We start from the raw sequence: 15343 nt of genomic DNA on the forward strand, positions 1-15343 counted from the left end.
CCTGCCGGTGGCGGTCAGCGGCGCGGGGTCGGCCACCCCGGGGCCGGTCTCCGGCTCGGTGTCCGGCTCCGGGGCCCGGGGCCGGTGGTGTGCGGCCGCAGCGCCAGGGGCCCGGGGGGCGGTCCGGCGTCAGCAGGGAGAAGAAGGCCGTGACCGCGCCGAGACGGCCGAGGTCCCGGGGCCGGTCGGCAGGGACGCTCAGCCGCCGAGGAGACCGCCGAGCACGCCGCCGACCGTGTCGCCGACGCCGTCGATCACACCGCCCACCAGCCCGCGGTCCTTGCCCTTCCCGGAGTCGTCGCCCTCCTGGCCGCCGGACTGCTGACCACCGGACTGCTGGTCGTCGGACCCACCAGGGGTGGCCGGGTCGGTGGTGGGGTCCTGGTCGGGCGAGGACGGCTTCGTGGTGTCCGGCTCGGAGGCCGAGGGCGCCGCGGAACCGGGGTCGCTCGTGGGCGCGGTCGTGGGGGCGCCGCTCGCCGGGGTGTGCGACGGCTCGCGGGTCCGCGCGGTGTCACCCCGGGAGGTTTCGCCGTCACCGTCCTGTACGAGCTTCGGCTTGGCGGAGGCGGTGGGGGCCAGGCCCCCACCGGTGGGCCGGTCGGTGTCGGTGGACCGGTGCGCGCCGCTCGGCCGGTCGGCGCCGGCGGGGTCGGTCTCGGGCGTCCCGGTCGGCTGGGAGCTGACGTCGGAGCGCGCCTGAACCGTCTTGTCGCTGCCGACCGACGAGTGGAGAGCGAAGGCGATGGTGCCCGCCACCCCCAGGGCGGCGGCAGCCTTGATCGTGTTGGCACGTGCCTGCTGCGCAGGGGTGGGGCGGCTGTGTCGGCCCATCTCGCTCGAGTCTCCCGTATGACATGTCCTTGCTACGGCGCCCCAGTAAAGCCTGATCACCGGCTCGAAGGGCATTTCCGATACGGAGTTGTTACGCGACGGGGCGATTCGTCCCCCGATGCCTGGTCAGGGGCCGGGCGGTGGGCGCCCGGCTACCCGTCCGAGCCATCGGTGTCGGCCGGATCGGGCCGGCCCGGCAGAAACGCGTGCAGCCACTTCTCGGTGTGGGCGACATGCGCCGCGGCCGCGTTCCCGGCGGCGGCCGGGTCGCGCCGGGCGATGGCTCCCGCGATCGCCCGGTGGTCCTCGTCGCTGGCGCGCTTGATGCCGGGCCCCTCGGGCAGCGTGAACACCTGGTAGGCCCGGGAGCGCGCGCGGAACACCCCGAGCAGCGAGCCGAGGGTGGGGTTGCCGCCCACCCGGGCGATCTCGGCGTGGAAGCGGTGGTCGAGCTCGGAGACCTCGGTCGGGTCCTCGGTGGCCTCCATGGCCTCGATGTACTCGAAGAGCGTGGCCAGCGTCTCGGGCGTCATCCGCGCGGCCGCCTGCGCCGCGGCGTGGGACTCCAGGACGCGCCGGATCTCGAACATCTCCAGCAGCCCCTCGAGCGGCAGCAGGTCGACGGTCAGCGAGAGGCTGCCGACGATGTCCTCCGGGCGCAGCTGGGAGACATAGGTGCCCGAGCCGTGGCGCGGCTCGATGACGCCCAGGGCCGCCAGCATGCGCACCGCCTCACGGAGGGACCCCCGGGAGACCCCCAGCCCGTCGCACAGCTCGTTCTCGGGCGGAATGCGCTGCCCGGCGACCAGCCGGCCGGTGGCGATCATGTGCCGTAGGCCGTGAAAGGCCTTGTCGACTGCGGACATCGCTTCCCTTCCCCGTGGCTCGGCGACGGCGCCGTGCCTCAGGTTCTCACTCTACCGAGTCATCAGATATCTCCCCCGTCACAGCAGAAAGTCATCAGATGACTTGTCGGTGGCGGACACCTATTGCCTCCATCCTGGCTGCTGTGCCAGGATCCCGGGCCAAGTCACCGACCAAGTCATCAGATCTGTTCTCATCGAGCGTCTGATGTCTCGGTCCGATTCCTGGGAGTGTCCAGTCACGTGAGCGAGACCGACGTCAGCACAGCGCCGCGCCCCCTGCTCCTCGCCGACGGCCGCCCCGCCGCGGAGGCGTGGTCCCTGCATCCCGGGGAGCGCCATCTCAACCACGGGTCCTTCGGAGCGGTTCCGGTGGTGGCGCAGCGCGAGCAGCAGCGGCTGCGCGAGGAGATGGACCGGTCACCCGTGCTGTGGTTCGCGACGCTTCCGGGCCGGGTCGCCGCGGCCCGGACCGCCGTGGCCGGGTTTCTGCTCGTCGCCCCCGAGGACCTGGCGCTGGTGCCGAACGCGAGCGGCGGCGCGAGCGTCGTGTACGCGAATGTGCCGCTGCGGTCCGGCGCCGAGATCCTGGTCACCGACCACGGGTACGGGGCGGTGACCATGGGGGCCGAGCGCCTGGCCCGGCGCCGGGGCGGCACGGTCCGTACCGCGCGCGTACCGCTCGACGCCGATGCGGAGCAGGCCTGTGCGGCCGTGGTGGCCGAGCTGAGCGAGGCCACCGGGCTGATCGTGCTGGACCACATCACCTCGGCGACCGCCCGTCGGATGCCGGTGGAGCGGATCGCCGCGGTGGCGAAGGAGCGGGGCATTCCGCTGCTGGTGGACGGGGCGCATGTGCCCGGTCTGCTCGACGACCCGCTGGCGGGGCTCGACTGCGACTTCTGGATCGCCAATCTGCACAAGTTCGGCTGCGCGCCGCGCGGCACCGCGGCGCTGGTGGCCCGGGGTCCGCTGCGCGAGGAGCTCTATCCGCTGATCGACTCCTGGGGCGCCGCCGAGCCCTTCCCCGACCGGTTCGACACCCAGGGGACGGTGGACGCCACCAGCTATCTGGCGGCGTCGACCGCGACGGACTTCATCGGGACCACCTGGGGCTGGGAGCGCGCCCGTACCTATATGAGCGAGCTGGCCGACTACGCGGAGCGCGTCATCGGCGAGGCCTTCGCCGAGGTCATGGGCGAGAGCGCGGCCGTGGACGTCGGGATGCCGGTGGGCGCCATGCGCCTGGTGCGGCTGCCGGAGGGGCTCGGCACCACCCGCTTGGAGGCCGACGCGCTGCGCGACCGGGTGGCGCGCGAGCTGGCGGTGGAGGCGGCCTTCACCAGCTTCGGCGGCGTCGGCTACTTCCGTCTGTCGACGCATGTGTACAACACGGCGGCCGACTTCGAGTACTTCGCCGAGCGCTGTGTCCCCCAGCTCGCCGAATGGGCCCGCACTCCGGGCGTCGCCCCGTGATCCCGCACTGCACACCTTCATGACCCGCCACGGCGCCCGTGGCGCATACCGACGCCCGCGGAACTCCCACACAAGATCCATGGAATGAGGACAGGGATGAGAAGAAGGAAGGCAGTCGTCGCCCTCGGCCTGGCCGCCACCACGGTCATGACGGCCCTGACGGGCTGTACCTCCGGGGTGAGCGACGGCAAAGTCCATCTCAAGATGGTGGAGAGCCTGACCAACCCCAGCCGCACCGCGGTCCTGAAGAAGCTCATCGCGGACTTCGAGAAGAAGAATCCGAAGATCAAGGTCGATCTCATCTCGCCGCCGACCGACCAGGCGGACCAGAAGATCCAGCAGATGCTGCAGTCCGGCAGCGGGGTCGACGCGCTCGAGGTCCGGGACATCACCTCCGGGCCGTGGGCGACCAACGGGTGGCTCTACGACATGAGCAAGGACCTGAAGGGCTGGGCCGGCTGGAAGGACCTCACCGACAACGCCGCCAAGTACTCCAAGGACGCCAAGGGCCGGACGTACTACATCCCCTACGGCTTCTACGGACTGAGCCTGTTCTACCGCTCCGACCTGGTCAAGGAGGCGGGCTTCAAGAAGCCTCCGGCCAGTTGGGAGGAGCTGCTGAACCAGGCGAGCGCGATCCAGAACCCGTCCAAGCGCAGTTACGGCTATGCGTTCCGGGGCGGGGCCAACGCCAACAGCAACGCGGTCGCCGTCATCGAGGCGTATGTCGCGGACAAGATCGACCGCGAGAACGGGTTCAAGCTCACCGACGGCAAGACGATCTTCTCGGCGCCCGAGGCGCTCGACGCCATGAAGACCTACCTCAAGCTGTTCAAGAAGGCGTCGCCGCCCTCGTCCGTCGCCTGGGGTTACCCGGAGATGGTGGAGGGCTTCTCCAACGGCTCCACGGCCTTCCTGCTGCAGGACCCCGAGGTCATCGCCACGGTGCGCCAGTCGAAGTCGATCAAGGAGAGCCAGTGGACCACGGCCCCCCTGCTGGCCGGCCCCAGCGGCAAGGCCGTCCAGCCGGTGGCGACCGCGGGCTGGGGCATAGCCGCAGGCAGCAAGCACAAGGCGGAGGCCGTCAAGCTGATCGAGTTCCTTTCGCAGGGCGACGCCTCGACCACCTTCACCAAGGAGAACAGCCTGGTCCCGATCCTCAAGGGCGCGAGCGAGGACTCCTTCTACAAGACCGGGCCCTGGGCGAGCTATGTGACGATGACCGAGAACCCGGACACCTACCTCACCGTCACCCAGCCGCGTGACGCGTCCTGGTGGACCGAGTGGGTCCAGAAGTCCGACGCCGACGTGCAGAAGATGCTGCTGGGCAAGATGACGCCCGAGCAGCTGCTGGCCGGCTGGGACGCGTACTGGACGAAGAAGTGGAAGAGCCGGACGTGAGCCTGTCGACTTCCAAGCAGGCGGGGCGCCCCACCCGGCGGGGCGCCCGGCCCGCGCCCGTCAAGACGACGGGCGGGCGCTCCCGCAAACCGGTGTTCACCGTCCGCCGGAGCCTGGCCATCGCCGGGTTCATGGCTCCGGCCGCCCTCTTCGTCGCGGTCTTCATCTACTACCCGATGATTTCGGGCAGTCAGATGGCGTTCCGCAACTGGAACCTCAATGACCTCACCGACACCTCGTGGGTGGGGATCGAGAACTTCCGAAGGATCTTCGACGACCCGGTGTTCTACACCGTGCTCGACAACACCGCGATCTGGGTGGTCGCCTCGCTCGTCCCCCAGCTGGTGATCGGCTTCGCGATCGCCCTGTGGCTGCGCCGGCGCTTCCGCCTCCGGGGCCTCTACCAGGCGCTGATCTTCTTCCCGTGGGCCATCTCCGGATTCCTCATCGGCATCCTCTTCCGCTGGATGTTCAACAGCGAATTCGGCGTCGTCAACGACCTGCTCGAGAAGGTGGGGCTGATCGACGAGCCGATCCCGTGGCTCGCGGAGCCGAAGACGGCGATGGCCGCCGTCATCATCGCCAACGTCTGGTACGGCGTCACCTTCTTCGCCATCATGATCCTCGCCGCCCTGCAGTCCATCCCCGACGAGCTGTACGAGGCGGCCGAACTCGACGGCGCGGGCAAGGTCCGTACGCTCTTCCAGGTCACCATCCCCTATATCCGCGCCACACTGGCGCTGACCGTGCTGCTCCGGGTCATCTGGATCTTCAACTTCCCCGACATCATCTTCGGGATGACCGGCGGCGGGCCGTCCAACGAGACCCATATCGTGACCACCTGGATGATCACGATCACCCAGCAGGGCGACTACGGAAAGGCCTCGGCGCTCGGACTCGTCGTCGTCGCGCTGCTCCTGGTGTTCTCCGTCTTCTACCTCATGGCCACCCGCGAGAAGAAGGGAGCGAGGTCTTGATACGCAAGGAGTCCGCCGCGGGACGCGTGACCCGGATCACCTTTCTGACGGTCTGGCTGGTCATCACGGTCTTCCCGCTGTACTGGATCGCCATCACCTCGTTCAAGGCCCCGGGCGACATCTTCACCTTCCCGATCGCCTACTGGCCCAAGGAGTTCTCCTTCGAGAACTACAGCGGTCTGTTCAGCAAGGCCCAGTTCGGTGACTACCTCACCAACAGCCTGCTCGTCGCGACGGTCGCGGGTACGGTGGCGACGGCCATTTCGGTGCTCTCGGCCTATGTGCTGGCCCGGTTCGAATTCCGGAGCAAGACGGCGCTGCTGATGGCCGCCCTGGTCACCCAGATGATTCCGTCCTTCATCGCGCTCGGGCCGCTGTACATGATGATGACCCAGCTGAAACTGGTCGACAATCGCCTCGGGCTCATCCTCGTGTACATCGCGGTGTGCATTCCGTTCAGCACCGTGATGCTCCGCGGGTTCTTCGAGAACGTCCCGGACGCGCTGGAGGAAGCGGCCATGATCGACGGATGTTCGCGCTTCGGGGCGCTCTTCCGGGTGCTGCTGCCGGTGATGAAACCGGGCATCGTGGCCGCGTTCATCTTCAACTTCGTGAACTGCTGGAACGAGCTCTTCCTGTCGGTCACCCTCATGAACAGCGACGCGAACAAGACCATCCCCACGGCGCTGAACGGCTTCATCTCCAGCTTCAACATCGACTGGGGTTCGATGTCCGCGGCGGCCGTGCTCACCATCGTGCCGACCATGGTGCTGTTCGCCTTCGCCAGCCGCCATATCGTCCAGGGGCTGACCTCGGGCGCGGTGAAGGGATAAGCGCGCCCGGCGAGGGGGCCGGCGGGTACGGGTCCAGGTCAGCAGCTGACGGGCCGTCCAGGTGTTGACGATCCGTTCCTGGGGGACGCCGCACTCCTCGGCCCGGGCGCATCCGTGGATCTGCCAGTCGAGCTGGCCGGGGGCGTGCGCGTCGGTGTCGATCGAGAAGAGGACGCCCGCCTGGACGGCCTGGCGCAGCAGTCGGCGCGGCGGGTCCAGCCGCTCCGGGCGGCAGTTGATCTCCACGGCGGTGCCCGCGGCGGCGCAGGCGCCGAACACCTCGTCGGCGTCGAACCGCGACTCCGGGCGGCGCCCCTCGATCAGCCGCCCGGTGCAGTGTCCCAACACGTCGACCAGCGGGTTGCCGACGGCCGCGACCATCCGGCGGGTCATGGGGCGGGGGTCCATCCGCAGCTTGGAGTGGACCGAGGCCACCACCACGTCCAGCCGGTCCAGCAGCTCCGGCTCCTGGTCCAGGGAGCCGTCGAGGAGGATGTCGACCTCGATGCCGGTGAGCAGCCGGAACGGCGCGAGCCGCCCGTTCAGCTCCGCGATCACCTCCATCTGTTCGCGCAGCCGGTCCGCGGACAGTCCGCGGGCCACGGTCAGCCGGGGCGAGTGGTCCGTGAGCACGGCCCAGTCGTGGCCGAGGCGGGCCGCGGTGCGGGCCATCAGCTCGATCGGCGAGCCCCCGTCCGACCAGTCCGAGTGCAGATGGCAGTCGCCGCGCAGGGCGGCGCGCAGCGCGGCCCCGGGCCGCTCGTCCGGGCGGGCGGCCTCGGCCTTGTGCTCCGCTTCCAGCTTCGCCAGATAGCCGGGCACCTCTCCGGCCAGCGCCTCCCGGACCACCTGGAAGGTCGTGGGGCCGATCCCCTTGAGCGACCGAAGCGCGCCCGTGGCCGTCCGCCCGGCCACCTCCTCGGCGGGCAGGTGCGACACCACCTCGGCGGCCGTACGGAAGGCGCGCACGCGATAGGTCGGGGCCTGGGCACGCTCCAGGAGGAACGCGATCCGGTCCAGCGCCTCCACGGGCTCCATGGCGTGCCCTGCCTTTCTGCCGCGCCTGCCGCCGACGGCCCCGCCCTCCGGCGGTCCTGCCTCCCGGCGGCTCCCGGTTTCCCTCTACCAGGGTCGCGTGTACTGCCTTCCGGCGCCCGCGGCGAGGGCGCGGCCGCCGGTCCGCGATAATGATCGACCGTCAACCGTTGACCGAACAGGTTGGGGAGCGAGCGAGAGGTGCCCGAGGTGGAGAACCTTGCGATCAAGCGGGAGGACTCTTTGGGCGAGCGCGTCGCCCACGAGCTGCGGGTCCAGGTCATCAGCGGCCGGCTGCGACCCGGTACCCACCTGGTCGAGGGCCAGCTCGCCGAGCGCTTCGACGTCAGCCGCGGCCCGGTGCGGGACGCGCTGCGCCGGCTCGAGGCGGAGGGCCTGGTCGCCTCCCAGCGGCGCGGGGTGTACGTCACCGGCCTCGGCGCCGAGGACGTCGAGGAGCTCTACAGCCTGCGCGACTCCCTGGAGAGCCTGGCCCTGACCCTGGCCATGGACAGGGCGCGCGAGGAGGACTGGGCCCACTCCCAGGCCTGTGTGGAGCGCATGCGGCAGGCCGCCGAGCGGTCGGACGCCCGGCTGTTCACCGAGGCCGACCTGGACTTCCACTCACGGTTCTACGAGCTGTCCGGGCACCGGCGGCTGATCGCGGTGTGGGAGCAGTACCGGCCCACGTTCGCGGTCGTCCTCGACATCACCAACGCCCAGGACGTCGATCTGCGCTCCCCCGCCGAGAACCACGCCACGCTGCTGGACGCCGCCCGCCGGGGCGACCGCGAGCTCGCCCTGACCAGCCTGCGCGCGCATCTGGTCGGCGCCCGCGACCGGCTGCGCTCCGCCCTGCGCGAGACCACGGCCCGGACGGGGAGCTGAGGCGCGCGGCCGGGGCCGCCACCGCGAGCGGGCAGCACCGCCGTGGACGAGCGGCAGAGCTGACCGCGGCGGACCACCACCTCCCGCGGTTCACCCGGCCGTCGCCTCATCGGCCAGGGTGTGGCTGATCCGGCGGGTCGCGTCGTAGAGCTCCCGGTACAGGGGGTAGCGGCGGTCGTAGACCGCGCGCCAGGCCTCGTCCGGTTCGACGGTCGAGACGACCGGGTTCCAGCCGGAGGTGTCGGCGCCGAGGGCCCGGGCCGCGAGAGCGGCGTCGCCGAGGCAGGCGCCGACGGTCTCGGCGGGGAGCTGCTGCGGCAGTCCGGTCGCGGCGGAGACGATGGCCGTCCACAGGCCGCGGGCGCCGCCGCCCACCGCGACCAGGCGGTCGATGCGCGCCCCGGCGTCGGCGAACGCCTCGAGGTTGTGGCGCACCCCGAAGGCGGTGGCCTCGAGCGTGGCCCGGTACAGCTCCGCGCGCCCGTGGCCCAGCGTGAGGCCGATGACGGTGCCGCGCGCCCTGGGGTCGAACAGCGGGGTGCGCTCCCCGGCGAAGTACGGCAGCATCAGCAGGCCCCGCGAGCCGGGTGGCACCCGCTCCGCCTCGGCCAGCAGCGTGGCGAAGTCCGAGCCGGTGAGCTCGCGCAGCCAGTCGGTGAGGCTGCCGGAGGTGGCCATGCCCGCCGCGAGGCAGTAGCTGTCCGGGCGCACTCCGGTGGTGCCCCACAGCGCGGGGTGGCGCATCGGCCGCTCGCCCATGACGGTGAGGAACATGGTCGAGCCGTACATCACCATGGTGTCGCCGGGGTCCAGCGCGTCCACGCTCGCGGCCTCCGCCCAGGCGTCGATGGTGCCCGCGGTGACCGGCACCCCCTCGGGCAGTCCGGTGGCCGCCGCGGCGGCCGCGCGCACGGTGCCCACCACCTCGCCGGGCCAGGCCAGGGCCGGGAGTTCGAGGCCGGGGGCGACCCGCTGGGCCCAGGTGTCGCTCCAGCGCCGGGTGTCGAGGTCGTAGAGCGGATCACACTGGCTGGCCGAGTGGTGGTCCAGCGCATACTCCCCCGTCAGCCGGTGCACCAGCAGGCTGGAGGCCATGAAGAACCGGCGTGTCGCCCGCCACACGTCCGGCTCGTGGCGGGCGAGCCACCGCAGCTTCGGGCCGATGGCCTGGCTGGTGAGCGGGGAGCCACCGCGCGCCAGGATCTCCTCCGCGCCGAGCTCGGCGGTCAGCTCCGCGATCTCGGCGGTGGCGCGGGTGTCGACCCCGTACAGGATCGCGGGGCGCAGCGGGCGGCCGGCCGCGTCGGCGGGCAGCAGACACGGGCCGATGCCGGAGACGCCGACCGCGGCCACCGCGGGTGCTGCGACACCGTCGGCGGCGAGGAGTTCCCGGACGATGCCGGTGAAGTCGGCCCACCACACGGTCTCCGCGTCGTGTTCGAACCAGCCGGGGCGGGGGGTGGCGGTGCGGTGCGGGCGGGTGGCGCGGGCGAGCACCCGCCCGTCGGCGCGGACCGCCACCCCTTTGGAGGACGCGGTGCCGATGTCGACGCCGAGGAACACCGGCCCGCTGTCGCCCGCGCCGGCTTGCGGCCGGGCGTGGGTGTGTGGCCGTTCGCGTGTGGAGGCCCGTGTCATGCGCTCGTGTGTCTCCTCGTCCTGGTCCCGAAGGTGCCCGGCATCGGCTGCCTACGGTAGTGGCCGGCCTTGTGGCGGTGGGGTGGCGATCCATGCCCATCACCCGAAGACGGTTTACCGCCCGAGACCCCGGGCAGGCGGATACTCGTGCTTCGGACCGGAGGCACGCCCCGCGGGAGCAGTGTGACTGCTCCGGGTGCGGTCCCGGTCCGGTTCCGGACTCCTCTCGCGGCGCAGTGTCCACGGTCCCGCAAACCGTCAGCCGACCCGCAGGAGGTGTGTCACATGACGACCGCAGTGCAGACCAAGGCCCGTCCTTCGTCCCACCCGCACGACGACGCCCCCGACACCTCTGCCGAGTTCGAGAGGATCGCCGAGCTCCCCGACGGACCGAAGAAGGAGGCTTTGCGACAGCAGGTGGTGGAGGCCTGGATACCGATGGCCGAACGACTGGCCGGGCAGTACCGCAACCGCGGCGAGACGATGGAGGACCTGCGGCAGGTCGCCGCCCTGGGCCTGGTCAAGGCCGTCAACCGCTACGACCCGGAGCGCGGCTCGGCCTTCGAGAGCTTCGCGGTGCCCACCGTCGTCGGGGAGATCAAGCGCCACTTCCGCGACCACCTGTGGGGGCTGCACGTCCCCCGCAGGGTCCAGGAGTTGCGCAACCGGGTGCGGACCGCCCATCGCGAGCTGTCCCACTCGCTGGACGACCGCGCGCCCGACGTCGGGGAGATAGCCGATCACACCGGCCTCTCCGAGGAGGAGGTACGCACCGGACTGGCGGCCCTGGACAGCTTCACCCCGCTCTCGCTGGACGCCCCGCTGACCGGCGCCGACGACGGCTACGCCCTGATGGACACCCTCGGCGAGCAGGAGCCCGCCTATGACCTGGTGGTGGACCGGGAGGCCGTGCGGTCCGGGCTGGGCCGGCTGCCCGAGCGGGAGCGCCGGATCCTCTACATGCGCTTCTTCTGCGACATGACCCAAAGCCGCATCGCCGAGCAACTGGGCATCTCCCAGATGCATGTCTCCCGCCTGATCAACCGCACCTGCTCGAACCTGTGCGAGCAGGCCATGGCCGAGAGGGGCTGAGTCCCCGCCCGGCACGGGCAAAAACGCCACGAAGACATCCTATCTCTGGCCTTGCCTCCACCATGAGGAGTCCGTCACTCCACGGCAAAGCCCGCGAGAGAGCCGTGAGAAGCAGTACCAGGCGTACTACGACCACTTCGATCCGGATCTGTACGACCCCGGTGTCTGGGCGGACGCCGCGCACCACGCGGGAATGCGCTACACGGTGCTCACCACCAAGCACCATGACGGCTTCTGCCTGTGGGACTCGGCGCTCACCGACTACAGCGTGGCCGGCACCCCGTACGGCAAGGACCTGGTCGGGCCGTTCTGCGAGGCGTTCCGGGAGCGCGGTCTCGGGGTGGGCTTCTACCACTCGCTGCTCGACTGGCACCACCCCCAGTTCCCGCTGGACCATCTCCATCCGCAGTGGGACGAGGCCGCGCCGGACGGCGGGGACCGGGGCGACCGCGACATCGCGGCCTACGCCCGCTATCTGCACGGGCAGGTCGAGGAGCTGCTGACCCGGTACGGCCCCGTGGACACGCTGTGGTTCGACTTCTCGTACGCCAACCGCGTCAGCGAGGGCAGGCCGACAGCCGGCGGCAAGGGCAGGGCCGACTGGCGCTCGGAGGAGTTGGTGGCGCTGATCCGCCGGATCCAGCCGGACATCCTCATCAACAACCGCCTGGACCTGCCCGGCGACTTCACCACGCCCGAGCAGCACCAGCCCGCCGAGCCGCTGACCACCGAGGACGGTCGGCCGGTGGTGTGGGAGGCCTGCCAGACCCTCAACGGCAGTTGGGGCTACGACCGGGACAACCTCGACTGGAAGTCCCCCGACCAGCTGATCCGGCTGCTGGTCGACACCGTGTCCAAGGACGGCAACCTGCTGCTCAACGTCGGCCCGAACGGGCGCGGCGACCGCCTCTACCTCCATGTCCTCGACTGGCCCTACCGCCATCTCCACCTGCCGGGCCTGGCGGGCAAGGTGCGCTACGCCCAGCTGCTGAACGACGCCTCCGAGGTGCGCCGGCCGATCGTCGACCCGGCCTGGGACAACGGCAACGTCGCCCCCAAGGGTGTTCCGGCGGGGAGCCTCACCCTGGAGATCCCGGTCCGCAAGCCCGAGGTGTCCGTCCCGGTCGTCGAGCTGTTCCTGGAGCCGGACGCCGTCGCGGGCCCGCGGTGAGAGGTGGGGCCCCGGCGCCCGACCGGGCACCGGGATTCCCCTCGGCGCTAGTGGCTCTGCACCCACCAGGTCATCAGGCCGACGACCGCGGTGCCGCACGCAGACGAGGCGCCGCGCACGAAGTTCGCCGCCGCGAGCCGACGATAGCGGCGCCACCGTCCGGTGGAGCGACTGGGCGCCGGGGGACGTTCCTGCGTAGACAGCATGTGGAGCCCCTTTCGTGAGCGTACGGACACCAGCGGGTCCACGCTGGGAGCCCGTCGGCGCCGGGCGTCACCGGGCCGCTGACTGCGGGCTCCTTTGCGCTGCCCATAGCATACAAGATTGTGATCTTGTGAAATGTGCAGGACCCGCCGGGAATTCGCTCAGCTCACACGCTTCGCCGCCACCGTCCGGGTCTCGGTGTTCCAGCCCGAGACCCGGACGGACGGCGCGGAGCCCCCCAGGTCCGCCGCCCGATAGGTGGCCCTGAGCGTCATGGACTCCCCCGGCCACAGGCTGACCTGATTGTCCGTCCACCGCACGGGCAGCACGGGCGCGCCCGCGCCGGTCACCAGGTGGGCGTCCACCAGCAGGGCCGGGGTCTGGCCGCCGGCCGTGTTACGCAGGGTCACGGTCGTGGTCGCGGTTCCGTCGGGGGCGGTGGTGGTGTCCGCGGTGGCGGACACGGGCGCCTTGTCCATCCGGCTGAGCCCGGTCAGATCGGCGTAGGAGGTGGTCGGGGTGTAATACCAGTCGGTGTTGTCCCAGTCGAGCACGTCCGGCTCGGTGGACAGCCAGTAGACGTTGCGACTGACCTCCTTGCCCGCGCCGTCGGTGAGGACGAGTTTGGCGAGATAGGTGCCCGACAGGCCGCCGACGCTCGCGGGCACGGTCAGCGCGGTGGCCTTGCCGCCGCCGGCCGGGGCGGTCAGGCCGGTGGCGCTCTTGTCGTACTTCCGCGCGCCCTTGGTGTCGTAGAGGCTCACCCGCGCGGTGAGTCCGGTGGCCGCGTCATGCCGGTTGTTGACCACGACCACCGTCCGCGAGTCGTACGAGTACTGGATGTGCAGTGGCTCATTCGCCTTCTTGGCGCCGAAGTAGGCCCCGCCCTGGTCGAGATAGCGGTCGAAGAGCTGCCAGTGCAGGGAGGTCCAGCCGCTGTTCAGCATCCAGTAGACGACGCCGGTGGCCGGCTTGGAGGTGTCGGAGAAGTTCCGGCCGTACGCCTCGTACTGGGCGCGCACCGCCTCGTACTGCGCGAGCTGCGCCTTGCGCACGTAGTCCTCGAGGCCGGTCGGCGGGCCGTAGCGGCCGCTGAGCGCGTTGCCGAACAGCTTCAGGTCGCCGAAGGTGCTCGACGGGGAGCGGTGGTACTGCTTGGCCTTCGGGTCCTTCCACAGCGTCTCCAGCTCGCTGGGCGACATCATCCGCCGGAGCGTGTCGAGGGTCGGGATGTCGGGCCCGGCGCTGGTCTCGGAGTTGAATCCGGTCGCGCCGCCCTCGCGTTTGGCGTACCAGTAGTTCGGGGGCACCCAGTCGTAGGGGCCGGTCATCTTCATCCCGGACCTGCCGAGCACCGGTGAGGACTTGGCGGAGGCGGCGGGGACGACCGGGTTCGGCCAGTCGGCGGCCTTCAGGGCGTCGAGGTAGTTCTTCTCGATGGTCGCGTCGGGGGCGAAGTCGCTGCCGATGAGGAAGGAGATGACACTGGGGTGGTCGCGCAGCCGCGCGGCCTCGGCGGCCATGGAGTCCTTGGCCACCGCGTAGTCGGCGGCGGTCCACGTCTCGCCCGTCTCGTCGCCGTTGACCTGGCCCTCCCATTTGTCGCAGCACTCCCAGCCGGGGAGGGTGAGGATGCCGTACCGGTCGGTGAGGTCGAAGAACTCGTCCGGCTCGATGTGGCCTTCGAGGCGGATGGCGTTCAGGCCGAGGTCGAGGGCGTACTTCAGCCGGTCCTCGGCATAGCGGGCGTCCCAGCGCAGGAAGACGTCCGGGGACCAGCCGCCCGCCTTGATCAGCAGCGGACGGCCATTGACGGAGTAACGGCGGGCGCCGTCGGCGTTCAGCGGGGCCTTGACGTCCCGGATGCCGAAGGTCTCGTGGGCGGTGTCGGAGGCCGTGCCCGCGACGGTGGCGGTCAGGTCGAGGTCGTACAGCGGCTGGCCGCCCATCCCGGCCGGCCACCACACCCGGGGCTCCTCCAGGCGCAGTTGCGGATAGGCGGAGGGCGTGAAGGTGACGGTCTTCCTCTCGTGTGCGGCCAGCGCCACGGTCCGGCTGAAGGACGCGGAGCCGATAGTCCCGGAGACGGTGGCGGTGACGGGCGCGCCGGAGTCGTTGCGGGCCTCGGCCCTGACGGTCAGGTCGGCGGAGGACAGCGAGGGCACGGCCAGTTCGGTGGTCACATGCGCCCCGCGCAGGGCCACCGGGCCGCCGCGGCGGACGAGGACGTCGCGGACCAGCCCCATGTTCTCGTCGGGCGGGGGCTGCAGCCAGTCGATCCAGCCCATGGTGAGGTTCTTGCGCGGATCGTTGGGCTGGACCTTGAAGGCCACGGTGTTGGTGCCGGCCCTCACCAGGTCGGTGATGTCCAGCTCATGGCGGGTGTACGCGCCGGCGACCTGGTCCTTGGTGGCGATCTGCTTGCCGTTGACGTACACGTCGGCGGCGGAGACGACCCCGCTGAAGTCCAGGTAGGTGCGGGTGCCGGGGTCGGTGACGGTGAAGTCGGAGCGGTACCACCACGGGACGGCGAAGTCGGCGGCCGGGATCTTCTTGAGGTTCGTGGAGTAGAACGGATCGGCGTACGCGCCCGTGGCCAGCAGGCCCGCGAGCACCGTCGACCGGGGCCCCATGGAGTGCCAGCCGGTGGCGGGGTATCCGGGCGTCGAGACGGCGGCGGGGGTGTCGGTGACCTTCGCCGAGGACTGCACGGCGAAGCCGGCCAGCGCGGTGGCCGTGCCCGCGGCGGACCCCGCATGGGTGACCGGCGGCCGGGCCGGCTCCGCGGCCGTCGGCGTAGGGGGCGGCGGGGCGGCGCCCGCCGGGAGGGAGAGCGCCAGGAGCAGCCCGCCGGCGGCGAGCGCGGCGGTCAGGGCGGGTCGCACGCGGGCTGTCGCCCGCCGCCGGGGTGGTGCCGGGCGGAGGAACACG

10 protein-coding genes and 2 pseudogenes are annotated in these 15343 nt (G+C 71.0%); 7 read left to right on the plus strand and 5 right to left on the minus strand.

Annotated elements, in window-relative coordinates; genetic code table 11:
• Positions 1-198: 198 nt before the first annotated feature.
• On the minus strand, positions 199-834 hold the full coding sequence (locus ACFZDL_RS43125) for an extensin (protein WP_353596055.1): 636 nt from the start codon (positions 832-834) through the stop codon (positions 199-201).
• A 152-nt stretch (positions 835-986) separates the two neighbouring features.
• Entirely contained in the window at positions 987-1700 is a 714-nt protein-coding gene (locus ACFZDL_RS43130) for a FadR/GntR family transcriptional regulator (RefSeq protein ID WP_353596056.1), read from the minus strand.
• A gap of 240 nt (positions 1701-1940) precedes the next feature.
• On the opposite strand from ACFZDL_RS43130, the gene ACFZDL_RS43135 reads away from it, so the two are divergent.
• The 4 genes from ACFZDL_RS43135 (at position 1941) to ACFZDL_RS43150 (ending at position 6384) form a co-directional block, all read left to right on the plus strand.
• Complete coding sequence (locus ACFZDL_RS43135) at positions 1941-3173, plus strand: aminotransferase class V-fold PLP-dependent enzyme (RefSeq protein WP_353596057.1); 1233 nt, start codon at positions 1941-1943, stop codon at positions 3171-3173.
• A gap of 96 nt (positions 3174-3269) precedes the next feature.
• Positions 3270-4574 carry a sugar ABC transporter substrate-binding protein gene (locus ACFZDL_RS43140; protein ID WP_353596058.1) on the plus strand — a complete coding sequence of 435 codons (1305 nt, stop codon included), beginning with the start codon at positions 3270-3272 and terminating at the stop codon, positions 4572-4574.
• Complete coding sequence (locus tag ACFZDL_RS43145; protein ID WP_353596059.1) at positions 4571-5551, plus strand: sugar ABC transporter permease; 981 nt, start codon at positions 4571-4573, stop codon at positions 5549-5551. Before ACFZDL_RS43140 ends, ACFZDL_RS43145 begins: the two co-directional genes overlap by 4 nt.
• On the plus strand, positions 5548-6384 hold the full coding sequence (locus ACFZDL_RS43150; RefSeq protein ID WP_353596060.1) for a carbohydrate ABC transporter permease: 837 nt from the start codon (positions 5548-5550) through the stop codon (positions 6382-6384). Before ACFZDL_RS43145 ends, ACFZDL_RS43150 begins: the two co-directional genes overlap by 4 nt.
• Positions 6385-6390: 6 nt before the next feature.
• Here ACFZDL_RS43150 and ACFZDL_RS43155 read toward each other — a convergent pair.
• Positions 6391-7422 (minus strand): annotated as a pseudogene (locus ACFZDL_RS43155) (PHP domain-containing protein); the annotation flags it as partial.
• Positions 7423-7629: 207 nt separating this feature from the next.
• Here ACFZDL_RS43155 and ACFZDL_RS43160 point away from each other — a divergent pair.
• The gene (locus tag ACFZDL_RS43160) at positions 7630-8307 is read left to right on the plus strand and encodes a GntR family transcriptional regulator (RefSeq protein ID WP_353596061.1); all 678 of its coding nucleotides are present in this window, start codon (positions 7630-7632) and stop codon (positions 8305-8307) included.
• Positions 8308-8397: 90 nt separating this feature from the next.
• On the opposite strand, the gene ACFZDL_RS43165 is transcribed toward ACFZDL_RS43160, so the two are convergent.
• A complete protein-coding gene (locus ACFZDL_RS43165) occupies positions 8398-9945 on the minus strand; it encodes an FGGY family carbohydrate kinase (RefSeq protein ID WP_353596062.1) in 1548 nt (515 codons plus the stop codon).
• A gap of 285 nt (positions 9946-10230) precedes the next feature.
• Here ACFZDL_RS43165 and ACFZDL_RS43170 point away from each other — a divergent pair, with 285 nt between their 5' ends.
• Together ACFZDL_RS43170 and ACFZDL_RS43175 are read left to right on the plus strand one after the other, a co-directional pair.
• Positions 10231-11037: a SigB/SigF/SigG family RNA polymerase sigma factor gene (locus ACFZDL_RS43170; RefSeq protein WP_353596063.1), complete on the plus strand. Its 807-nt coding sequence runs from the start codon at positions 10231-10233 to the stop codon at positions 11035-11037.
• A gap of 115 nt (positions 11038-11152) precedes the next feature.
• Positions 11153-12208, plus strand: a pseudogene (locus tag ACFZDL_RS43175) (alpha-L-fucosidase); the annotation flags it as partial.
• Positions 12209-12573: 365 nt separating this feature from the next.
• On the opposite strand, the gene ACFZDL_RS43180 reads toward ACFZDL_RS43175, so the two are convergent.
• Complete coding sequence (locus ACFZDL_RS43180; RefSeq protein ID WP_353596064.1) at positions 12574-15342, minus strand: sugar-binding domain-containing protein; 2769 nt, start codon at positions 15340-15342, stop codon at positions 12574-12576.
• Position 15343 lies beyond the last annotated feature (1 nt).

The sequence above is a fragment of the Streptomyces sp. NPDC007917 genome, from assembly GCF_042959105.1.
Lineage (GTDB): Bacteria > Actinomycetota > Actinomycetes > Streptomycetales > Streptomycetaceae > Streptomyces.